General features: G+C 68.6%; 21 protein-coding genes and 1 tRNA gene. 15 read left to right on the forward strand and 7 right to left on the reverse strand.

Annotated features, from left to right (window positions below; genetic code table 11):
* Positions 1 to 37: 37 nt before the first annotated feature.
* The 6 genes from ID574_RS13690 (at position 38) to ID574_RS62740 (ending at position 4,972) form a co-directional block, all read left to right on the forward strand.
* Positions 38 to 565, forward strand: a complete 528-nt coding sequence (locus ID574_RS13690) for a (2Fe-2S)-binding protein (protein WP_442939302.1) — start codon at positions 38 to 40, stop codon at positions 563 to 565.
* A 12-nt stretch (positions 566 to 577) separates the two neighbouring features.
* Positions 578 to 1,558, forward strand: a complete 981-nt coding sequence (locus ID574_RS13695) for an FAD binding domain-containing protein (protein ID WP_188189163.1) — start codon at positions 578 to 580, stop codon at positions 1,556 to 1,558.
* On the forward strand, positions 1,555 to 3,738 hold the full coding sequence (locus tag ID574_RS13700) for a xanthine dehydrogenase family protein molybdopterin-binding subunit (RefSeq protein ID WP_188189164.1): 2,184 nt from the start codon (positions 1,555 to 1,557) through the stop codon (positions 3,736 to 3,738). The genes ID574_RS13695 and ID574_RS13700 overlap by 4 nt, the downstream gene beginning before the upstream one ends.
* A gap of 130 nt (positions 3,739 to 3,868) precedes the next feature.
* A complete protein-coding gene (locus tag ID574_RS13705) occupies positions 3,869 to 4,135 on the forward strand; it encodes a hypothetical protein (RefSeq protein ID WP_188189165.1) in 267 nt (88 codons plus the stop codon).
* A gap of 44 nt (positions 4,136 to 4,179) precedes the next feature.
* Positions 4,180 to 4,638, forward strand: a complete 459-nt coding sequence (locus ID574_RS13710; RefSeq protein WP_188189166.1) for a hypothetical protein — start codon at positions 4,180 to 4,182, stop codon at positions 4,636 to 4,638.
* 229 nt (positions 4,639 to 4,867) lie between these two features.
* Positions 4,868 to 4,972: a transposase family protein gene (locus tag ID574_RS62740; protein ID WP_442939303.1), complete on the forward strand. Its 105-nt coding sequence runs from the start codon at positions 4,868 to 4,870 to the stop codon at positions 4,970 to 4,972.
* Between the two features lie 150 nt (positions 4,973 to 5,122).
* Here ID574_RS62740 and ID574_RS13720 read toward each other — a convergent pair whose 3' ends face one another.
* Positions 5,123 to 5,437, reverse strand: a complete 315-nt coding sequence (locus tag ID574_RS13720; RefSeq protein WP_188189168.1) for a hypothetical protein — start codon at positions 5,435 to 5,437, stop codon at positions 5,123 to 5,125.
* 49 nt (positions 5,438 to 5,486) lie between these two features.
* On the opposite strand from ID574_RS13720, the gene ID574_RS13725 reads away from it, so the two are divergent.
* Entirely contained in the window at positions 5,487 to 6,227 is a 741-nt protein-coding gene (locus ID574_RS13725) for a site-specific integrase (protein WP_223166655.1), read from the forward strand.
* A gap of 198 nt (positions 6,228 to 6,425) precedes the next feature.
* Here the strand turns inward: ID574_RS13725 and ID574_RS13730 are convergent, their stop codons facing one another.
* The gene (locus ID574_RS13730; protein ID WP_188189170.1) at positions 6,426 to 7,445 is read right to left on the reverse strand and encodes a LacI family DNA-binding transcriptional regulator; all 1,020 of its coding nucleotides are present in this window, start codon (positions 7,443 to 7,445) and stop codon (positions 6,426 to 6,428) included.
* A 287-nt stretch (positions 7,446 to 7,732) separates the two neighbouring features.
* Here ID574_RS13730 and ID574_RS13735 point away from each other — a divergent pair, with 287 nt between their 5' ends.
* From ID574_RS13735 to ID574_RS13750, 4 genes are all read left to right on the forward strand, one after another.
* Positions 7,733 to 9,118 carry an ABC transporter substrate-binding protein gene (locus ID574_RS13735; RefSeq protein ID WP_188189171.1) on the forward strand — a complete coding sequence of 462 codons (1,386 nt, stop codon included), beginning with the start codon at positions 7,733 to 7,735 and terminating at the stop codon, positions 9,116 to 9,118.
* 19 nt (positions 9,119 to 9,137) lie between these two features.
* Positions 9,138 to 10,070 (forward strand): carbohydrate ABC transporter permease, encoded by a 933-nt coding sequence (locus ID574_RS13740; RefSeq protein WP_188189172.1) that lies wholly within the window; start codon positions 9,138 to 9,140, stop codon positions 10,068 to 10,070.
* A 2-nt stretch (positions 10,071 to 10,072) separates the two neighbouring features.
* Positions 10,073 to 10,912 carry a carbohydrate ABC transporter permease gene (locus ID574_RS13745; protein WP_188189173.1) on the forward strand — a complete coding sequence of 280 codons (840 nt, stop codon included), beginning with the start codon at positions 10,073 to 10,075 and terminating at the stop codon, positions 10,910 to 10,912.
* Between the two features lie 69 nt (positions 10,913 to 10,981).
* Positions 10,982 to 12,610: a glycoside hydrolase family 13 protein gene (locus tag ID574_RS13750; protein ID WP_188189174.1), complete on the forward strand. Its 1,629-nt coding sequence runs from the start codon at positions 10,982 to 10,984 to the stop codon at positions 12,608 to 12,610.
* A 279-nt stretch (positions 12,611 to 12,889) separates the two neighbouring features.
* Here ID574_RS13750 and ID574_RS59655 read toward each other — a convergent pair whose 3' ends face one another.
* The 3 genes from ID574_RS59655 to ID574_RS13760 all read right to left on the reverse strand — a co-directional run bounded on the left by ID574_RS59655 (position 12,890) and on the right by ID574_RS13760 (position 14,150).
* Complete coding sequence (locus tag ID574_RS59655; protein WP_223166656.1) at positions 12,890 to 13,441, reverse strand: hypothetical protein; 552 nt, start codon at positions 13,439 to 13,441, stop codon at positions 12,890 to 12,892.
* Between the two features lie 44 nt (positions 13,442 to 13,485).
* Positions 13,486 to 13,782, reverse strand: coding sequence for a hypothetical protein (locus ID574_RS59660; RefSeq protein ID WP_223166657.1), 297 nt, complete (start codon positions 13,780 to 13,782; stop codon positions 13,486 to 13,488).
* 149 nt (positions 13,783 to 13,931) lie between these two features.
* Positions 13,932 to 14,150: a hypothetical protein gene (locus tag ID574_RS13760; RefSeq protein ID WP_188189175.1), complete on the reverse strand. Its 219-nt coding sequence runs from the start codon at positions 14,148 to 14,150 to the stop codon at positions 13,932 to 13,934.
* A 406-nt stretch (positions 14,151 to 14,556) separates the two neighbouring features.
* Here ID574_RS13760 and ID574_RS13765 point away from each other — a divergent pair, with 406 nt between their 5' ends.
* Positions 14,557 to 15,180 carry a recombinase zinc ribbon domain-containing protein gene (locus tag ID574_RS13765; RefSeq protein ID WP_188189176.1) on the forward strand — a complete coding sequence of 208 codons (624 nt, stop codon included), beginning with the start codon at positions 14,557 to 14,559 and terminating at the stop codon, positions 15,178 to 15,180.
* Between the two features lie 55 nt (positions 15,181 to 15,235).
* Here ID574_RS13765 and ID574_RS13770 read toward each other — a convergent pair.
* A tRNA-Leu gene (locus ID574_RS13770) sits at positions 15,236 to 15,321 on the reverse strand.
* A gap of 339 nt (positions 15,322 to 15,660) precedes the next feature.
* On the opposite strand from ID574_RS13770, the gene ID574_RS13775 reads away from it, so the two are divergent.
* Entirely contained in the window at positions 15,661 to 16,317 is a 657-nt protein-coding gene (locus ID574_RS13775; protein WP_223166658.1) for a hypothetical protein, read from the forward strand.
* 221 nt (positions 16,318 to 16,538) lie between these two features.
* Entirely contained in the window at positions 16,539 to 18,716 is a 2,178-nt protein-coding gene (locus tag ID574_RS13780; protein WP_188189177.1) for a chaplin family protein, read from the forward strand.
* A gap of 129 nt (positions 18,717 to 18,845) precedes the next feature.
* Here ID574_RS13780 and ID574_RS13785 read toward each other — a convergent pair whose 3' ends face one another.
* A complete protein-coding gene (locus ID574_RS13785; RefSeq protein WP_020540893.1) occupies positions 18,846 to 19,031 on the reverse strand; it encodes a DUF5703 family protein in 186 nt (61 codons plus the stop codon).
* Positions 19,032 to 19,221: 190 nt separating this feature from the next.
* On the opposite strand from ID574_RS13785, the gene topA reads away from it, so the two are divergent.
* Complete coding sequence (gene topA, locus ID574_RS13790; RefSeq protein WP_188189178.1) at positions 19,222 to 21,909, forward strand: type I DNA topoisomerase; 2,688 nt, start codon at positions 19,222 to 19,224, stop codon at positions 21,907 to 21,909.
* Positions 21,910 to 21,972 lie beyond the last annotated feature (63 nt).

The following is a 21,972-nucleotide window of genomic DNA, read 5'->3' on the forward strand; positions in this document are numbered from 1 at the left end:
GACGGCGACGGCGGCGGTTGGCGGCGGTGTGGTCGTGGTGCGCAATCTGGTGCCGGGACCGTCTCCGCTCGGAACCACGCCGGCGGAGACGCCACCCAGCGGCCGCGTCTCGCTGACGGTCAACGGCAAGCGGCACACCGCGGAGATCGACAACCGGACCTCGCTGCTGGACCTGCTGCGCGAGCAGCTCGGGCTGACGGGCACCAAGAAGGGCTGCGACGCCGGCGCCTGCGGAGCCTGCACCGTCCTGGTCGACGGCCGCCGGGTCAACGCCTGCCTGGCGCTGGCGGTGCGGTTGGAGGGCGCGGAGGTCACCACCATCGAGGGGCTCGCCCCCGGCGAGGACGACGACCTGCACCCGTTGCAGCAGGCCTTCATCGAGCAGGACGCCTTCCAGTGCGGCTACTGCACCCCCGGCCAGATCATGTCCGGCGTCGGTTGCATCCGAGAGGGCCACACCGGCTCCCGGGAGGAGATCCGGGAGTGGATGAGCGGCAACATCTGCCGCTGCGGCTGCTATGTGCAGGTCGTCAGAGCGGTCGAGCAGGCCGCCGGCGGGAAGTGAGGTCCGGCTCGGATGCACCCCTTCTCCTACGTCAAAGTGTCCGACATCGCCGGCGCGCTCGCCGCCGGGCGTCGTGGCGGCCGCTACATCGCAGGCGGCACCATGCTGGTCGACCTGATGCGCGAGACGGTGGAGCGTCCCTCCACGCTGGTCGACATCAGCGCCCTTCCCTTGCGCGACGTCACCGTCACCGCGCGCGGGGGCCTGCGCATCGGCGCATTGGTACGGATGGCCGAGGCCGCCGCCCATCCCAAGGTGCGCGCCACCTACCCCGTCATCTCGCAGGCGCTGGAGCTGGGCGCCTCTCCTCAGCTGCGCAACATGGCCACCATCGGCGGCAACATCATGCAGCGCACCCGGTGCGCGTACTTCCGAGACGTGACCGCCGCCTGCAACAAGCGCGACCCCGGCTCGGGATGTGCGGCGCTGGGCGGGTTCAACCGCACCCACGCGATCCTCGGTGCTTCCGATCAGTGCGTGGCCACGCACCCCTCGGACGTCGCCGTGGCGTTCGCGGCGCTGGAGGCGATCGTCCGCCTGGTGGGACCGGACGGGCGGCGCGGCGTCGCCTTCGCGGACTTCCTGCTGCCGCCCGGCAGCACACCGGAGCGGGAACAGGCGGTGCGGCCAGGTGAATTGATCACCGCTGTCGAGATTCCCGCCCTCCCGCGCCCGCTCAGGTCGGGATACCTGAAGGTGAGCGACCGGCGGTCGTATGAGTTCGCGCTGACCTCGGCGGCGGTCGCGCTGCACGTGCGCGGCGGTGTGATCCGTGAGGCGAAGGTGGCCGCCGGTGGCGTCGGCACCGTGCCGTGGAAGCTGCCCGCTGTCGAGCGCCGCCTCATCGGCGAACGGCCGTCGGAGGCGCTGTGGGCCGAGGCTGCCCGGCTGGCGGCCGAGGGGGCTCGTCCGCTCGCCCATAACAAGTTCAAGATCGAGCTGCTCAAGCGCGCCGTCGAACGCCAGCTTCGCATCGTGGGAGGCACCGCATGAGCCGGCAAGCCGTCGGGGCGCCGCTGTCCCGGGTGGACGGGCGCCTGAAGGTGACCGGACGAGCGATGTACGCCGCCGACCACCCCACCGACGGCGTCGTTCACGCCGCCGTCGTCGGCAGTACCGTCGCACGGGGACGGATCACCGGCATCGATGCTCGAGCCGCCCTGGCCCTGTCCGGCGTCCTGAAGGTGATCAGCCACCGCAACGCCCCCAGGCTGGCCTACCGACCCAACCCGAGCTCGAACAACCCGGAAGGCGGCGAGCGGCTGCACGTCTTCCAGGACGACAAGGTCCTCTTCCACGGGCAGCCGGTCGCGGTCGTGGTGGCCACGACGCCGGAGGCGGCTCAGCACGGCGCGAGCCTGGTCGAGGTCCGCTACGACGCCGAGAAACCATCGACGGACCTGACCGGCACTCCCGCGCACGCCCCGGTGACCTACGCGCGCGGCGACGCCGACCAGGCCATGCGGTCCGCCGCGGTACGGCTGGAGATGACGTACCGCACCACCCGCAACCACCACAACGCGCTGGAGCCGCACGCCACCATCGCCCGCTGGGACGGCGACCGGCTCACCGTCTGGGACAAGACCCAGTGGGTCGTCGGCACGCAGAAGGAACTCGCCGCCGTGTTCGGCATCGAGCCGGACGCGGTGCGGGTCATCTCGCCATGCGTGGGCGGGGCGTTCGGCAGCGGCCTGCGGGCCTGGCCGCACGTCACCATCGCGGCCCTCGCCGCGCGCGAGCTGGCCCGTCCGGTCAAGCTGGTCCTCACCCGCAAGCAGCTGTACTCCGGGACGGGATACCGGCCCGCCTACGAATACCACCTGCGCCTGGGCAGCGACCGTCGCGGCCGGCTGATCGCCATGGTCCACGACATCAAGGCAGAGACCTCGTCGTACGAGGATTTCGAGGAGGGCGTCCTGGCGGCGGGACAGATGCTCTACAGCATGCCCCACGTCCGCCAGGCGTACCGGACCGTGCCGCTGGATGTGAACACCCCCTTGTACATGCGCGGCCCCGGCCACGCCACGGCGGCCTTCGCCATCGAGTCGGCGCTGGACGAACTCGCCCACGAATTGGACATCGACCCGATCGAGCTGCGCCGCCGCAACGAACCGTCTGAGGACGAGTCGGACGGGACGCCGTTCTCCACCCGGCGTCTGCGCGAGTGCTACACCCTCGGCGCCCGCGAGTTCGGGTGGGACCGGCGCGCCCCCGAACCGCGCTCCACCCGCGACGGCGACTGGCTGATCGGCATGGGCATGGCCGCCGGCGTGCACACCACCCGGCGGAACCCGGCCCAGGCGCGGGTCCTGCTCGACGCACGTGGCAGTGCTCTGGTCGAGGCGGCGACCAGCGACATGGGCCCCGGCACGTGCACCGCCATGACGCAGGTCGCCGCCGACGCCCTCGGTCTGACCGTGCGGGCCGTGGACTTCCGGCTCGGCGACTCGACCATGCCGCCGACACCGGCGCACGGCGGCTCGCAGACCATGGCGAGCGTAGGGTCCGCCGTCCAGGACGGCTGCGACCAGCTGCGGCGCCAGGCGATCGAGCTGGCCGTCGCCGACGAGCGATCGCCGCTGCACGGCGCCGACGCCGGCGACGTCGCGGTCACCGACGGCCGGCTGCACGTCAAGGACGACCCCGCGCGAGGTGAGACGTACCAGCAGCTCCTGGCCCGCAACAACCGCACCCGCCTCGAAACGCTCGGCTCCTTCACCCCGGAGGAGCCCCGGTTCTCCATGTACGCCTACGGCGCGACGTTCGCCGAGGTCGCCGTGGATCACCGCCTCGGCCTGGTCCGGGTCCGGCGGATGCTCGGCGTCTACGACGTGGGACGGATCATCAGTCCCAAGCTCGCCGACAGCCAGGCGCTCGGCGGCATGGTGGGCGGCATCGGCACGGCCCTGCTGGAGCACACGGTCACCGACCACCGCGACGGCAGGATCGTCAACGCCAACCTCGCCGACTACCTCGTCCCGGTCAACGCCGACGTCCCGGACCTGCGGGCGATCTATCTGGACGGCGAGGACCGAGAGGCCAGCCCCATCGGCGTCAAGGGCCTCGGCGAAGTGGTTCATATCGGCGTCGCACCCGCCATCGCCAACGCCGTCTTCCACGCCACCGGCCGCCGCATCCGCAGGCTGCCCATCACCGCCGAAGCCCTGCTTTGATCGCTCGCATGCGCGCCGTACAGGGGCGGCCGAGCGGACCGCGATGCGACGTTGAGCGACTCTCGCCCAGTCGGCGGAGGTCTATGGCCCGATCGGGTTCCGGCTGACCTACAGGCCCCGGAAGCAGCTCGTGGAGGCTCAGGTTGTCCTGGCCTCCACGTGGATCCCGCTCGCCGTCGACGGCACGATCGTCGTCGCCTCGATGTCCATCCTGCGCGTCGTGGACCCTGGTCGGGCGCAGGGGCCGCCACCCCTCGATGAGCTGTCGAGCTCGGCCTCGATGTCGACGGTGATGACGAAGCGCCGGGAAGCCGCAAACCCCGCACCCATCCCAATTGTTGACCCGACCTTCCCCGGCCCCGTTGCGGCATACCCGCGCTATACCGGCGCTCCCTAGGGTCTAGCCAGACAAGAAGTGGTCAGAAGGAGAAGATCGCACGCATGCGGAAGATCGTGGGGCGCATCGCGTCTATAGGCACCGTGGGCTTGGTGGCGGCGGCCACCCTGGCCATGAGCACCTCCACCGCCCAGGCGGCGAGCTACTGGTCGTCCAGCGCGCCGAAGTACGCCACCAATGTAGGCACAGTGACGTCGAAGACGGTCACGGTCACGCCCGACACGTACACGCTGCAGATCCGGTCGGGCAAGTGGGGCGGCAACTACTACCTGTGGGCCCGGGTCCCCAACCCCGCCGGCGATGCGGGCGACAACGACAACCTCTGGCTGGAGGTCTACAACCCCACGACGAAGAAGTGGACAAGCAGCGGCTCTACGCCAATCAAGAGCCAGACCACCTACTCCAAGGCACACCGGTCAATAGCCGGCTGGGGTTACAAGGCCTGCGCGAAGGACAACATCTTGGGCGGCAGCCCGGCCAAGTGCATCACCTGGTGGGTGTGAGTTCCTGAACGCGTACACGCGCGCCGCGACAACGCGCACGCGTGCCGCTGCCGTACGTGTGACATTCGCCGATAAATGGGTCTGGTGCGTTGATGGGGAGCGACTAGTTCCCGCGCCTGAATGCCTGGTCCTCGGCCATGTCGAGGACCAGGGCGGCAGCGTGCGGATCGTTGCTCGTACCGGCTCGGAGCAGGTGGCCTGCCGCGACCGCCGGAAACCGGCCGCTCGGGTGCACGATTGGTACCGGCGCCGACTGCAGGACCTGGCCTGCGGCGGTCGGCCCGTCCAGGTCGAATTGGAGGTCCGCCGCCTCAGCTGCGACAGCCCCGCCTGACCGGTGGTGACGTTCGCCGAGCAAGTGGACGGGCTGACCGATCAGCACCAGCGGCGGACCGTAGGGTTGAGGGGGCTTCCACGCGACCAGCGTCGATGAACGGGTGGCGGCCTCACTGGCCGGGTGGCCGAGCATGCTCGAACGGAAGTATTACTGAGCCACGCACACCCTCTGGTAGGCGTCCGCGATTGCCTCGGCGGGATCGTCCAAGTCGCGGGCGCCGAGTTTGATGCAGGCCCTGTACTCATAGCCGAGCAGCAGGTCGGAGCCGAACTGCGCCCAGGCGCCACGCTGCTCCTGCCAGGCGAGTTCAGCCTCGTCAATCAGTAGGTTCAGGTCGGCGGGGCGGGGATGGACGGGTAGCTCTGTTGACTGCACTTTCCGGGCGGCTTTATCAGGAGAGTTCGTAGCGTGTGACGGGTGCTTGAAGAGGAGCGAGAGAGCCTTCGTCGGCAGGTGAGTCATGGACGGTGGCGATGAGGTTGAGCCGGTCAGTCGGTATCTACGAGACCGGATGCTCGGTGACATCAGCCCGTTGACTCGGCGGTATGACCAGCATGAACGTGTGTTGAGCGAGCCGATGCCGTTCCTGTTCCAACGTAAAACCGGCACTTCCCACAGGGTTATGAACTCGCAGACCATTTGGCGTGTTCTCAACCGGCTGTGCCAATCCGTCGCCGAGACGCGATCCGAGTTCGCTGGGTTCACTTTCACACCTCACGATCTCCGCAGAATCTTTGCGACCGACCTGGTCAACAACGGGCTGCCCATCCACATCGGCGCAGCCGTGCTCGGCCACCTGTCCACGCAGACCACGCGCGGCTACGTCGTCGTCTTCGACGAGGATCTCCTACGCCATTACCAGGCATATCTCGACCGGCGTCGGGCTGTGCGCGCGCGAGACGAGTATCGGCCGCCAACCGACCAAGAGTGGACCGAATTCGAAGAGCACTTCGACAAACGGAAGGTTGAGCTTGGAGCCTGCGCTCGCCCGTACGGCACCCCCTGTTCGCACGAGCATGCCTGTATCCGTTGCCCGGTCCTGCTCGTCGATCCGAAGATGCTGCGGCGCCTTGACGAGATCGAGGCCGATCTTCTCGCCCGTCGCCAACGAGCCGAGTCCGAGGGATGGTTGGGTGAAATCGAGGGCCTCGACCTCACCCTGTCATTCCTTCGGGACAAACGCGCCCGCACACAACGATTCGCCCGCAAGGTTCAGCTTGGACTTCCCAAATCGCGCCGGGACCTCACCTGACGTCCTCCGTCTCCAATGCCGCAATCTACAGTCAAGCGTGCCGGGTTCGATCAGCTTATGTAGGCCCGCGCCAGCGCACCATCGGCGCTGGCCTGCATACTACGGTCGTGTGGGCGGCGTGATCATGAGTTGGAGCAGCGCCACATACACGCCATACCGAGGCCATGTCTCCGCCAGCAGGGACCGGGCCGGTCGTGGCTATGAGCGAGGTGGCGCGGTGCTGCCGCGGATGACGAGCTGGGTCGGCACGACGATGCCACGGTCGGTCTCTTCCCCGCGCAGTATGTCCAGGAGCATGCGCCCGGCGAGCTCGCCTTGTTGCCGGACGGGTTGGCGCACGGTCGTCAGGTCCGTCAGCTCGGCGAGGGGATGATCGTCTATGCCGATGACGGACACATCCTGGGGGATGCGCAGGCCGGCGCGGCGCAGGGTGCGGATCGCGCCCAGGGCGACCTCGTCGGAGTGGGCGTAGACGGCGGTGGGTGGTTCGCGCTGGCTCAGGAGCTTGGCCATCGCGTCGGCGCCTTCGCGGCCGCCCCAGTCGACCGTGACGATGAGCTGGTCGTCGATCGGAATTCCTGCGTCGCACAGGGCGGCGTAGTAGGCGTTGGAGCGGCCTGATGGTGCCAGTTCCCCTGGCTGGTCGGGGTCCACGGCGGCGATCATGGCGATGCGGCGGTGCCCGAGGAAGATCAGATGGTCCATCGCCTGTCGGCCGGCTGTCTCGTCGTCGATGGAAACGTTGGGGTAGGCGGCGTGTTGGCCGCCTGCGGCGATGATGGTGACGCCCATGAGCTCCAACCGCCGCTGCTCTTCTTCACCGACGGGAAAGGCCAGGACGACTACGGCATCGACCTTGCGTCTGGCCGGCAACCGGTGAAAGAAGTCGTGCCGGTCGTCGATGTCGCCAACGTGGTAGAGCAGCACGTCGAGCTCGGCGGCTCGAAGAACTGATTCCAGCCCTTCGAGGAGGGCCGCGAAGAACCACCGGGAGATGTGCGGCACGACCACCGCGACCCTGCCTGTGGCGCCACCCGCTAGACGGGAGGCTTCCGGGGACACCACGTAGGAGAGCCGCTCGGCGGCGGCGAGAACGCGTTGCCGGGTGGCTTCGGCGACTCCCGTTCCGTTGTTGAGCGCACGCGAGGCGGTCGCCATCGAGACGCCGGCCTCGCGGGCGACATCCTCCATGTTGATCTTCCGAGGGCTCTGGGACATGGCGGAAGATTAACCTACTTTCGGAAACGCTTCCATCACTTCGAAAGAGTCTTTCCGATCGCTCGGTATGCACGAACAAGGGCACAGGTCCCGTTGAGTCATCTCGATACGGTTGACCTGGAGTTACGTATTTGTTACTTGACATGTTGGCGCGATAACTCTCAGTCTTGCGGCAACGGAAACGCTTCCGAAACAAGCCTGCGGACTCCTGCGGCCCGGTCCGGGAAGCGCACAACCCCCTGTCTGCCGACCGTGAGCGGCAGCCGCATGGATGCAAGGGAGGCATCATGCTTCAGCGCCACACCTCCAGAGCAGGCGCCCTCAGCCGACGTCTACGTGCCCCGCTGGCGGGCATCGCCGCCGGGTCCGCGCTCGTCACGCTGGTGGCGTGCGGTGCACCCGGGTCGGGCGGCTCCGGCTCGCCGGCCGAAGCGTCACCGACCGCGGTGAGCACTGCCGTGGCGGACACCCCGGCGACTCTGACATTGTTCTCCGCCGCGGGGCTCCAGGCGTATGAGCAGGGCTTGGCCGATGCCTTCCAGGCCAAGTACCCGAAGATCACGGTGAAGCTGCGGGTGGAGCCGGACAACAACTACAACACCGTGCTGCCCCGCCTGCTCGCCTCCGACTCCCCGCCCGACCTCGTCCAGCCCGCCGACCTCCTCGGCGGCGTCAAGGACGGCTTGCTTACCAACCTCGACGCCTATGACAAGGCCTACGGCTGGAGTTCCAAGGTCCCGGCGTCGGCGCTGGCTCCCGGGCGGGTGTCGGACGGCGTGATCGGTTCAGGGACGTTGTATCAGGCGGGCGGCTCGGCCGGACCCCTGGTTGGGGTCTTCTACAACAAGGAGCTGGCGGCCAAGATCGGCATGACGACGCCGCCCGCGAGCATCGCCGAACTCGAAGCCCACATGGCCAAGGCCAAGGAGGCCGGGATCACCCCGATCGTGGCCTCCAATCAGGACGGGCTGATCGGGCACCTGTACAACCTGCTGCTCGGCGACTACATGGGCGCTCAGGCGCTCAGCGATATCGTCTACCACAAGCCGGGCGCGACCTTGGACACCCCGGCGGCGGTTCAGGCGACCGAGGTCCTGCAGAAGTGGATCAAGGCGGGGTACTTCGCCTCCGACGTCAACGCGCTCAACCAGGAGGCATCGTACGGGCAGTTCGCCGGTGGCAAGGGGCTGTTCTTCTTCCAGGGCAGCTGGATCGTGCAGACTCTGGACAAGACCTTCGCCGGCAAGTACGGCGTCTTCCCGATGCCGCCGGCCGACAAGGGCGGCAAGTACGCCGGGATGACCAGCAACACCTTGGCCTTCTCGATCGCCGCCCGCTCCGAGAACAAGGACGCCGCCGCGCTGTTCCTGGACTTCCTCACGACGCCCGCCGCTGCGGAGGTCGCGGTCAAGAACGGCTACGCCGCCCTGACACCCGGGGCCGGTAGCGCGGGCGAGCCGTCCCTGTCCGGCACCCTGACCGAGCAGATCCAGAGCGGCTATGCAGCGATCGCCGCGGACAACGGCTTCGACAGCTGGCTGCAGAACGCCGCCCCCGCCGTCAACACCAAGCTCACGCAGCAGCTACAGCTCCTGGTGGCCGGCAAGGTCGCCCCGGCCGCGATGGTCAAGACCCTCCAGGACACCTACGCCAACGCCCTCAAGGGCAGCTGAGCCCGGCAGCGGCCACACCATGCATCTGATCAACCCGACACGCAGCCGCCCGGGAGATCACACCGCCGCGTCCCGGAGCCGTCGCACGCTCCGGGCGCGGCGCTGGGCCGGATGGCTGTTCGCCCTGCCCGCGCTGGCGTTCTACGCGGTCTTCAACTTCCGGCCCATCCTGCTGTCGATCCAGTACTCCTTCTACGACTGGGACGGCATCGGTGCGTCCACCTGGGCCGGGCTGGAGAACTACCGCGCAGTGTTCACCGATCCCGAACAGCTGTCATCGCTGTTGCACGCCTTCTACCTGATCCTGTTCTTCACCGTCCTGCCGGTGACCCTGGCCCTGATCAGCGCCTCGGTGATGCGGCAGATCCAAGGCAAGTTCACTGGGACGCTGGCCCGCACCATGCTGTTCCTGCCGCAGATCATTCCCGGCGCCGCCGCCGGAGTCGCCTGGACCTGGATGTACTCCGACAACGGAGTGGTCAACCAGCTGCTGCGAGCCGTCGGCCTGGAGTCGGCCGCCCGGCCCTGGCTCGGCGACTTCACCTGGGCCCTGACCGCGGTCGGATTCATCGGCACCTGGCTGTCGACCGGACTGTGCACCATGCTGCTGCTGGCAGGCATCGGGAAAATCGACGGCAGCCTCTACGAAGCAGCCCGCATCGACGGAGCCGGCGCGATCAGGCAGTTCCGGTCCGTCACCCTTCCCGGACTCCGCAACGAGATCGGCGTCTGCGTCACTATCACCGTCATCGCCGCGCTCGCCAGCTTCGACGTTGTCTACCTGGCCACCCAGGGCGGCCCGGGCACCCAGACGATGGTGCCCGGTGTCATGGTCTACAACCTGGCGTTCAACGAGAGCCGCCTCGGCGCGGCCTCCGCCCTCGCGGTCGTCCTCGCCCTGATCGTGATCGCCGTCATCGTCCCGCTCCAGCGGCTGTTCCGGGAGAGATAGCCATGCCCACCTCGACGCCCGTACGGACACTGCGCCGACGCGCGCCCGGTCTGCTGCTCATCGCGGCGGCGTCCCTGTACTCGATCGTGCCACTGCTGAGCATGATGAGCGCGGCGCTGGCACCCCAAGGGTCCTTCCCGAGCGGCCTGAGCTGGCCCAGCGACCCGCACTGGCACAACTTCATCGACGCCTGGAACGTCGCCAACATCACGACGCTCCTGCAGTCCAGCACCATGATCGTGCTGGGCGTCGTGCCGATTGCGGTCCTGATCTCAACCATGGCCGCCTACGCGATCGCCATCCTGGCAATCCCGCTCGGCCGCATCTTCTACACGGTGCTCGTGCTCACCCTGACCCTGCCGTACGAGATCGTGATCGTCCCGCTGTACGAGCAGAACAAGGACATGGGCCTGCTCGGCAGCCAGTGGGCCCTGATCCTGCCGCTGATCGGACTCAACATGCCGTTCGCGGTCTTCTGGATGCGAGCACACTTCGTCAACGTTCCCCGCGAGTTGTCCGAGGCCGCCGGCCTCGACGGCGCCGGCCCCTGGCAGGCGCTGCGGCACATCCACCTGCCACTCGCCCGCCCCGCGATCGCGTCCCTCACCTTGCTGATGTTCCTGTCCACCTGGAACCAGTTCCTGCTCGCCCTGGTGCTCATCGACGACCCCACCAAGCGCACCATGGCCGGCGCCCTGCAGGCCTTCACCACGAAATACAGCACCGACCAGGTGCTCCTGAACGCCGGTGCCCTGCTCATCATGGCCCCCACGATCATCGTGTTCCTGTTCCTGCAACGCCACTTCGTCAAGGCACTGCTCCAGGGCGCCGTCAAGGGCTAGGACGCCGCCGCACCCACCCCCTACCGAGAAGACACGTACACGCACCGAACAGTCAGGAAACCGAGGAACGTGAGCAACGCAACCGACAACTGGTGGCGCTCGGCCGTGATCTACCAGGTCTACATCCGCAGCTTCGCCGACGGCGACGGCGACGGAACGGGCGACATCGCCGGGCTCCGCTCCCGCCTGCCCTACCTGGCCGAACTCGGCGTCGACGCGATCTGGATCAACCCCTGGTACCCCTCCCCGCTCGCCGACGGCGGCTACGACGTCTCCGACTACCGCGACATCCACCCCACCTACGGCACCCTTGCCGAGGCCGAGAAGATGATCGCCGAAGCCCACGCACTCGGCCTGCGCGTGATCCTGGACATCGTCCCCAACCACACCTCCGACCAGCACCTCTGGTTCCAGCAGGCCCTGGCCGCAGGACCGGGATCCCCTGAACGGGAGCGCTACCTGTTCCGCGACGGCAGGGGCGAGGACGGCTCACTGCCGCCCAACGACTGGCACGCCGCCTTCGGCGGTCCCGCCTGGACCCGCGTCCCCGACGGCCAGTGGTACCTGCACCTGTTCGCACCCGAGCAGCCCGACCTGAACTGGGACCACCCAGCCGTTCACGCCGAGTTCGACGACGTTCTCCACTTCTGGTTCGACCTCGGCGTCGACGGTTTCCGCATCGACGTCGCCCACGGCATGGCCAAGGATCCCGCCCTGCCCGACCTCGGCCTGACCGAGTTCTCCGTCCTCACGGGAGAGGGCCAGGACGACCATCCGCACTGGGACCGCGACGGCGTCCACGACATCTTCCGCCGCTGGCGTGCCATCGCCGACGGCTACCCCGACCGGCGCGTCTTCGTTGCCGAGGCCCACGTCCGCCCCGGCCGCCTCGCTCACTACCTGCGCAACGACGAGCTGCACACCGCCTTCAACTTCGACTTCCTCAAATGCCCGCTGGAAGCCGGCCCCCTGCGCGAGGTCATCGACCGCAGCATCACCGACCTGGCCGCCGTCGGCGCCCCGCCCACCTGGGTCCTGTCCAACCACGACGAGACCCGGCACGTCACCCGCTACGGCCGCGCCTACACCGGCGTACGAAGCGCGCTCCTCGACCAGGGCGCCCCCTCCGATCGCGCGCTCGGCACCCGCCGCGCCCGCGCGGCGGCGCTGCTCATGCTGGCCCTGCCCGGCGGCGCCTACATTTACCAGGGCGAGGAACTGGGCCTGTACGAAGTCGAAGACCTGCCCGAAGCAGCCCTCCAAGACCCCACCTGGGAACGCTCCCGCCACACCGTCCGAGGCCGTGACGGCTGCCGCGTCCCCATCCCCTGGTCGGGCACCACACCGCCGTTCGGCTTCGGCCCGCCCGGATCCGTACCCTGGCTTCCCCAGCCGAAGGACTGGACGTCATACACCGCCGAAGCCGCCTCCGCCGATCCCGCATCCATGCTGCAGCTCTACCGAGCCGCACTGCGTCTGCGCCGAGCGGTTCCGGCTTTCACCGGGGAAGCGTTCCGCTGGCTGGACAGCCCGCACGGCACGCTCGTCTTCGAACGCGGAGCCGGACTCCTCTGTGCGGTCAACCTCTCCGACCAGCCGCTTCCGCTTCCCGACGCCTGCCAGGTCCTCCTCGCCTCAGGCCCCGTGGGCGACCGCCTCCTGCCCACGGACACAGCCGCCTGGCTCCAACGGAACTGACGCACCGCAAACGACAGCGGACGCGTTGACATCATCCGTTCGCCTAGTTCCGTGATCCATTCTGAGTTCAGAGAAAATGATGAAGGTGGCGGCCCAGCCGAGCGCGACCATGTCGAGGTTGAAGGTGCGCCGGTCGGGGTGGTCGCGCGGCGGCAGTGGGTCAGAGGCGGTGCGGGCGAACCATGGCGCGGTGTAGGCCAGCAGACGGCCGTTCTTCTCCACCAGCTCTTACCCGAAATGATCTTTAAGCTTCCAGATGGCTTGGCGGCCGCCTTTCGCTCACAGAAAGTGGCGCAAAGAACCTTGGCGTTTGCCCCCGTGTCGGCGTGTCGGGAACCGTTTCCGTCGTCCGCAGCACCACGAGGGCGAAGGTTCGCCGAACGAGCCGTGGCCAGCGTAGTGGTCGCTGCTGGTGTCATCGCTCCGTAGCGGGGGGCGAGCGACCCGCCGGTGTGTCCACGGGCCGGTGTCACCGGATGCGGCCGCCTTCGGTGACCAGCCACTCGCCGGTTTCCCAATCGGATGGGCCGTCTTCGATGCGGTCCCTTCGGGTTCGGGGAATAGCTGCTCCAGCTCTGCGCGGGTCAGGTCGGTCCAGAGCGCGAACTGCCATTCCGTCTGCGTTAGTCCTTGGTCGTAGACCAGCTCGAACCGGGGCTCGCGGCCGGCGACGAAGTCGTGGATGTCGCCGAGAAGCTCATCTGATGTCGAGGGAAGGACGAAAGGCCACGTTTCACCGGTGGGAAAGCGGTACATGGTGGAGGCCGAGGCGAGTGCGTTGACAAGGTTCTGCCATTGCTCGGGCGAGGTGTGGCTGGCGGGCAGGTTCACACCCGTGTGATCGACCCGCTGGACATATCCGGCGAGACGGCGGGTCAGGTCCCTATTTCGACCGTGGCCGGCGGCGTCTGCGCACCGGGCGTTTCGCCGCCCCAGACGCCAATGGATTGGCCCGTGTCGAAGACGACCTGCGGCGCCGGCACGTTGGCCAATTTGAACGCCGTCACCGGACGTGCGCCGGCGGGCTGTGGCGGGGTGAGGATCAGATGGTCAGCCGCCCCGCCGGGTGTGGCGTATACGACCTCGGCGAGCAGCGAGCGTAGTTCGCCGAGGAAGGTGCGTGACTCCGGAGTCGTGGGCAAATAGAAGGTGATTTCGGAGAGGCGATGCATGCGCTTGACCTTAACCTAATTCAGGTCAATTTCTGCCGGTATATGCGGTCGCTTCCCGTATAGCCAGATATGTAGGTTTGGGCGTACTCGGTTGAGCACACGAACCTGGAGGTGACCTTCTACTGGGGATGACAACAGCGCCTGCGAGGTCAGGACCCGGGAGCGGTGCGGCCAGCGGAGGAACGGAAGTCCGGCATGCCGAAATGGACGGTGGTGTGCGTGGCTGCCAGACGTTGCATGGCCTCGGCTTTCTGGTCGGCTGCGGCGATGCTGACCTCGATCGCGGCGACTTCGCCGAGCAAGCCTTGGTTCTTGTCCTCTTGTAGGCGAGCGAGGAGGTTGTCGCGGATTTCCTGCAGCCGGGGCATTTGGCGGGATCCGGCCGGAGGAAGCGCATGAGCTGATCATGCTGATGTTCGGCGGATCAGCAAGGGCGAGCGTAACCGGATCAAGATGCGTGTCCGTACGACGATGGAGGCGCAGGCGAAGATAGAGGGACGCTTCTTGGGAGGGCGTCCGCCGCACGGCTACCCCCTCCAGGACGTCGGCCCCACCCCAATCCGAGCAAGGCAGCCGATGGCAAGCGGCTGCACCGCCTGGAGCCTGATCCGCTGACGGCGCCCATCGTGGCGCGGATCTTCTGGGAGTTTCTCCATGGCCAGGGCCTCTGCTTGATCACCGAAGGGCTGACCCGGAGAACATCCCCTGCTCGTCCGCTTACGACAAGGCGCGCAACCGGCACCGCTCCGGTGTTGCCTGGTCACCCAGGGGCATGTGACCAAGCTGAAGTGGAACCCGCAGGATCAGTGGGTCTGGTCGGAGATGGTCGTGCACGAGCCGATCGTGGACATCGAGACCCTCGAGCAGGCGCAGGCGCTGCTGTCGGCCAACGGCCGGCCTGCGACTGCGCGCAAGCCGCCCAGCACCCGGCGCTCGTACGTCCTGCGTCGTCTGTTGCACTGCGGCGTGTGCGGCCGTCGGATGGAGGGCACCTGGAGCAACGGCCGCCCCTACTATCGGTGCAAGTTCCCCACCGAGTACGCCCTCGCCAACATGATCGTGCACCCCCGCACCGTGTACGTTCGCGAGGATCACATCCTGACTGAGGTGGACCCCTGGGTCTGCCAGATCTTTTCCCCTGCCGCCCTCGAACAGACCGCCCAAGCCCTTGTGGACGCCCAGAACAACGAGACCGACCGCGTGATCGCCGAGGCCGCGCGCAAGGTGATCGACGACTGCGACCAGCGGATGACCGCTACCGGGCGACCTTGGACGCGGGTGGTGACCCGCAAGAGATCGGCAGGTGGATGGCCGACACTCGGGCCGAGCGACTCAAGGCCGAGGGACGGCCGACAGACACGAGCTCTACACGCAGATGGGCCTCCACCTCGTCTATGACCCCTTGGAGGGGGTTGTCACAGTCGAGGCGAGGCCCAGCATGTACCAGAGTGCGTGTCCGAGGGGGGACTTGAACCCCCATGCCCATCACTGGGCACTAGCACCTCAAGCTAGCGCGTCTGCCTATTCCGCCACCCGGACTTGGTGCCTGCACGCGGGACCGTCATCCCGCGTCGGCTCAGTAAGGTTAGCAAACTCTGAGGGGTGCGTCATACCAAGAATGCGGTCACTCTTCTGAGACCGCTTCCGGGGGCCGGAATGGGGTGGGCAGGGGCTCCTGATGGGGCTCTCGTGGGGCGGGGGCTACAGCAATGGGTAGTTGGGGCTGATTTGGCGGCTGACGGGTTGGCCAATTCATGGGTCTGTTGTGAAAAGCCCTTGCGGCGACCATGGGTACTGCTACGGTTACGGACCGTTGAGGGGTGAGTCCACGGACCGGCCTCACCATGTGGGGCCGGTTCTGGAGTTTCGGGAGGTCACGTGGCACGCGCGGCGGCATGGCAGGTGGGGGCGACGCCCCTCGCCGTCGGCCGTCTGCCCGTGACCGTCCCGGGGCAGGACGCGACGGATGATCGGGCTGACCGGATGGCGCGGTTCGCGGCCGGTGCCCGTCGGCTCGTCGTGCGGGCAGCCACGATCGGTGGCCTGGTGGCCGCCGGGTGGCTGCTCGCTGTTCTGTTCGGCATGCTCACCGCTGCTCCGGCGGCCGCGGACGCCACCGCGGCGACAGGTGCGACTGCGACGACAGATGCGACTGCGGCGACAGGAGCCTCCGCGGGCGCCGTCGCGGCGGCGGGGTCCGCCGACTCCAGTCAGACGTACGCACCCCATGCCCTCGTGGGCGCCGGCCACATCTCGGCGTCGGACAACGCCGAGGCCATGGCCGGGCGCACGGTCGACGGGCTCAACAGCCAGCAGGATCCTGGCCTTCCTTCACCGTCCACCGCCGGAAAGATCCTGGACGCCAACGGCTTGGTGCCCAACGGCGGTGGCAGCGGCCCGTTCGGGCCCGCTGCGGGGGACGTCGCGAGGTCCGTGTTCGACCCGCGGCTGCAGGCGCGACGCGCTCTCCTGGCGTACGTGCTTCCCCCCGTCGTCCGCACAGCGGCGGACGACCCCTCTTTCTCTCCTGACTGATCCTCGCCAAGCACCGGTCGGCACGTTCCCCTTCCTCGCGCGACCGGTCCTTTCCCGACAACAGCGGCGGAGCGTGGCCTGATCCCCTTCGCCGGCGGGTGACACGTCAGTTCAAACCGATCCGCGGATCCGAGGTCTCCGCTGTGCGTGAGCCTCACCTGGCCTCGGGCTGCCCGCGATCCGTTCAGGTATCCCCCCAAGAACCACTAGGAGCATTCATCATGCGTACGTGGGCCAAGGCATCAACCCCTGCCGCCCTTCTCGCGGTGGCGGTCATGTCTTTCGCCGGCAACGGCACCGCTCTCGCCGACACCTCCGGCGACGCGTCGGTCGGCGGCGGCAACCAGGTCGACCTGCCGATCTCTCTTCCCATCGACATCAGCGGCAACTCCGTCGCGGCGGCCGGCTCGGCGGAGGCCTCCTCGCAGGGCGGCGCCGAAGTCGTGAACAACGGCAGGACCGGCATCTCCAACAGGACCTCGGGCGACGCCTCCGTCGGCGGCGGCAACCAGATCAACGCGCCCATCAGCGCCCCGGTCAACGCCTGCGGCAACGCGGTCTCGCTGTTCGGCAAGTCCGACGCCGGCTGCAAGGGCGGCGCGACGGTCCGCACCCAGGGCAAGGGCGGCGCCGGCGGCAACCGCACGTCCGGCGACGCGAGCGTCCTCGGCGGCAACCAGGTCACCGCGCCCATCTCCGCCCCGCTGAACGCCTGCGGCAACGCGGTGGCGATCTTCGGCGACGCCACGGCCGGCTGCAAGGGCGGCGCGAACGTCTTCAACACCGGCGCGGGCGGCAACCGCACCTCCGGCGACGCGAGCGTCCTGGGCGGCAACCAGGCCGTCGCGCCGGTCAGCGCGCCGATCAACATCTGCGGAAACTCGGTGGCCGTGTTCGGCCGGGCGTTCTCGGGCTGCAAGGGCGGCTCGTCCGTCAGCAACGGCCGTCCGGGGAAGCGGTCCTACCACAGCGGCCGGGTGCCCGCGGGATCGACGGGCAACGACACCGACGGGCGCTTCGGGGCGGGCAGCGGCAACCAGATCGTGGCCCCGGTCAGCCTGCCGGTCGACGTCTGCGGCAACGCCGTCGGCAACGCGTCCGCCGGCTGCAAGGGCGGCGCCTCCGTCAAGAACGCGGGCGCGGGCGGCAACCGCACCTCCGGGCAGTCGGGCGTGCTGAGCGGCAACCAGGCGGTCGCCCCCGTCGCGGCGCCCGTCAACATCTGCGGCAACGCCGCGGCCCTGCTCGGGCACGCGTTCGCGGGCTGCAAGGGCGGCGCCTCCGTCAAGAGCGGGGGCGCGGGCGGCAACCGCACCTCCGGGCAGTCGGGCGTGCTGAGCGGCAACCAGGCGGTCGCGCCGATCGCGGCCCCGGTCAACATCTGCGGCAACGCGGCCGCGGCGCTGGGCGCCTCCGAGGCCCACTGCAAGGGCGGGGCGGGCGTCTCGCGGCAGCACGGCGGCGGTGGCAACTGGACGTCGGGCAGGGCCGGGGTGCTGGCCGGCAACCAGATCGTGGCGCCGATCGCGGCGCCGGTCAACGTCTGCGGCAACGCCGCGGCCGTGCTGGGCGACGCCGCGGCCGGATGCCTCGGCGGGGCGCACGTCGGCAAGCCCGACTACGACCGTTCGCACGATTCCCACAGATTCGCCCACGCCGCGCGGAAGGCCGCGGCGCCCAAGGGCGGGATGCTGCCCATGCTGCCCGCGGTCCCGGCCCTGGGCGGCCTGCAGGGCGTCCCCGCCCTGGGCGCTCTCCAGGGCGAGGCGCTCCACGGGGTTCCCGCCGTCGGGGCGCTGGAGGGCGTACCGGCCGTCGGGGCGCTGCAGGAGGCCGCCGGAGGCCGGCTGGAGAGCGTCTCCGGCGTCACCCAGCAGGTGCAGGACGTCCCCGGGGTCACCCGGCAGGTCCAGGAGCTCACCGGTGTGACCCAGCTCGAGGCCGTGTCCGGCGTCACCGAGCAGGTGCAGGGGGCGGGCTCGACCGCGCTGCCGCTGGTCGAGGACGCGGCCAGGACGTTCGGCCTGCCGCAGCTGCCCGAGCTGCCGGGGCTGCCCGTCCAGGCGCAGGTACCGGCCAAGGTCGCCAAGCCCGCCAAGCCCGCCAAGGTCGCCAAGAGCTCCAAGGCCGACCGCGCTGACCGTGCCCGTTCCGTCCGCTCGGCGTCCCCGCTCAGCCCCGCGACCAACCTGGTCACCTCCACCCCGGTCGGCGGCGCCGTGACTTCGGTCACCCACGGCCTGCCCGTCGGCGACATCGGCCTGATGAGCGCCGCGCAGCCCGCCGGCGTCACCGGGATGAACTCCAGCTCGCTGCTCGCGCTTGTGCTCGGCGCCATGTTCGCCGCTTCGGCGACGCTGTTCGCGTCGGCCCGCCGGTTCCGGTTCGGTCGTAAGTAAGGGAATCGGAACGCAGGTAAACAAGCACATACTGGCGCGGCTACTGCTCACGGCCAGTGAGTAGTCGGCGATAGATGCTTTGCCCGTTCCGGGGGCGCGGCCCGGGGCGGGCAAAGCCATGTCCGCGGGTCAGAGTGTGCTGCGCACTCGGATGATCTTGCGACGTAGCCGTACGTGACGGCTGCCGTCGGGGTGGACCCGTACGCGCGCGAGCTCCCACTGACCGTACTCTGCGTGTTCGGTCAGCAGTTGACGTGCTGCTTCGCGAGTGAGGTCGCGCGGAATGAAGATATCCATGTAGGAGTAGTCGAGCACAACGATTAGTCTCCAGGGTGAGTCAGGGCGCCTTGCCGCTCGATGGGCTTTATTCTGCGTGCTTGTGGGTGGACCCGGAAGGTAGTGGGTAGCCCGGGGGGAAGGAAATTTCCGCGAGTCGGGTTACCTTTCAGTCTGTGCCGGCTCCCGGCAGGGGGATTTGCGAGCGAACAGTGAGGTAGGAAGCAGCGTGCCAGCCAAGAACGGCAGCACCGGCGGAACACGCCTGGTGATCGTGGAGTCGCCTGCCAAGGCGAAGACGATCAGGGATTACCTCGGTGCTGGCTACATGGTCGAGTCCAGCATCGGACACATCCGCGACCTGCCGGAGAAGGCCGACGACATCCCCGAGCAGTACCGCAAGGCGTCGTGGGCGCGGCTCGGGGTCAATGTCGAGCACGAGTTCGAGCCGCTGTACGTCGTCAACCCCGACAAGAGGGCGCAGGTCAACAAGCTGCGCCAGCTGCTGAAGGACGCCGACGAGCTCTATCTCGCGACTGACGAGGATCGCGAAGGGGAGGCCATCGCCTGGCACCTGCGCGAGGTGCTCAAGCCCAAGGTGCCCGTGCACCGCATGGTGTTCCACGAGATCACCCCGCAGGCCATCCGCGACGCCGTCGCCAACCCGCGCGACCTCAACCTGCGCCTGGTCGACGCCCAGGAGACCCGGCGCATCCTCGACCGCCTCTATGGCTACGAGGTCAGCCCGGTCCTGTGGAAGAAGGTCAAGCCGCGGTTGTCGGCGGGGCGCGTGCAGTCGGTCGCGACGCGGCTGGTGGTGGAGCGCGAGCGGGAGCGCATGGCGTTCACACCGGCTCACTACTGGGACCTGCAGGCGCTGTTCGACACCGGCAAGCCGGAGGAGCGGCCGCGTGACTTCACGGCCACGCTGACGGTGGTCGACGGCAAGCGGGTGGCGCAGGGCCGCGACTTCGCCAGCACCGGGCGGCTCAAGAGCCCCGACGTGCTGCATCTGTCGGAGGAGGCCGCGGGCGCGCTGGCGGGCCGGCTGCGGGGGTCGTCGTTCGCGGTCAAGTCCGTCGAGCGCAAGCCGTACACACGTAAGCCGTACGCGCCGTTCCGGACGACCACATTGCAGCAGGAGGCCAGCCGGAAGCTGGGGTTCTCCGCGAAGTACACGATGCAGGTCGCCCAGCGGCTCTACGAGAACGGCTACATCACCTACATGCGTACCGACAGCATCACGCTGTCGGAGACGGCGGTGGCGGCCGCGCGGTCGCAGGCGATCAAGTTGTACGGTCGCGAGTACGTCCCGGACAAGCCCCGCGTCTACAGCAGCAAGGTCAAGAGCGCGCAGGAGGCACACGAGGCGATCCGCCCCTCGGGTGAGGAGTTCCGCACGCCGGGCGAGACCGGGCTGTCGGGCGACATGTTCCGCCTGTACGAGCTGATCTGGCAGCGCACCGTGTCCTCCCAGATGAAGGACGCGATCGGCGAGTCGGTCACCGTGAAGGTGGGCGGCCGGTCGTCGGCCGGAGAGGACGTCGAGTTCAGCGCGTCCGGCCGGACGATCACGTTCTACGGGTTCCTCAAGGCGTACGTCGAGGGCGCCGACGACCCGTCGACCGACCGCGACGACTCCGAGAAGCGGCTGCCCAACCTGGCCGAGGGCGACCCGCTCAGCATGAGCAGGCTCGACGTGGCCGGACACTCCACCAAGCCGCCGGCGCGCTACACCGAGGCGTCGCTGGTCAAGGAGCTGGAGGACCGCGAGATCGGGCGGCCGTCGACGTACGCCTCGATCATCGGCACCATCCTCGACCGCGGCTACGTGTTCAAGAAGGGCACGGCGCTGGTGCCGTCGTTCCTGGCCTTCGCCGTGGTCAACCTGCTGGAGCAGCATTTCGGCAACCTGGTCGACTACGACTTCACGGCCGAGATGGAGAAGGTGCTCGACGACATCGCCAACGACCGGGCGGAGCGGGTGCCGGAGCTGCAGCGCTTCTACTACGGGTCCGACGGTGACGAGGGCCTGAAGGAGATGGTCACCGACCTGGGCGACATCGACGCCAAGGAGATCAGCTCTTTCCCCGTCAAGGGGACGGACATCGTCCTGCGGGTCGGGCGGTACGGACCATACCTGGACAGGAACGGTGCCCGGGTCAACGTTCCCGAGGACATGACGCCCGACGAGCTGACGGCGGAGAAGGCCGAGGAGCTGTTCTCGCGGCCCTCGGGCGACCGGGAGCTGGGGCACGACCCCGTGACCGGGCACATGATCGTGGCCAAGGACGGCCGCTACGGGCCGTACGTGACCGAGATCCTTCCCGAGCCCGCCGAGGACGAGGCGCCGAAGCGGCGGACGAAGAAGGCCGACGCGCCGAAGCCCCGTACGAGCTCGCTGTTCAAGACCATGTCGCTGGACACGATCACGCTGGAGGACGCGCTCAGGCTGCTGTCGATCCCGAGGGTCGTGGGCGAGCTGGAGGGCGAGGAGGTCGTCGCGCACAACGGCAGGTTCGGCCCATACCTGAAGAAGGGGTCCGACTCGCGCTCGCTGGCCTCCGAGGACGACCTGCTGACGGTCACGATCGAGCAGGCCAAGGAGCTGTTCGCGCAGCCCAAGCAGCGCGGGCGGGGGCGGGCCGCGGCCGCGGCGCCGCTGCGTGAGCTGGGCAATGACCCCAACTCCAAGAATCCCATCGTGGTGAAGGAGGGGCGGTTCGGGCCGTACGTGACCGACGGCGAGACGAACGCCTCGCTGCGCAAGGGCGACACGGTCGAGGACATCACGACAGAGCGGGCCGCCGAGCTGCTGGCCGAGCGGCGTGAGCGGGCGCCCGCACCGAAGAAGACCACCAGGAAGGCGCCGGCGAAGAAGGCGCCCGCCAAGAAGCCGGCGGCCAAGTCGTCGTAACCGGTGGCGGCAGGTCGTGACCGCCTCGGAGGCTCCGGCGGCCGGGCGTGGCGCCTCGGGAGC

The sequence above is a fragment of the Nonomuraea sp. SYSU D8015 genome (assembly GCF_008065375.1).
Taxonomy (GTDB): Bacteria; Actinomycetota; Actinomycetes; order Streptosporangiales; family Streptosporangiaceae; genus Nonomuraea.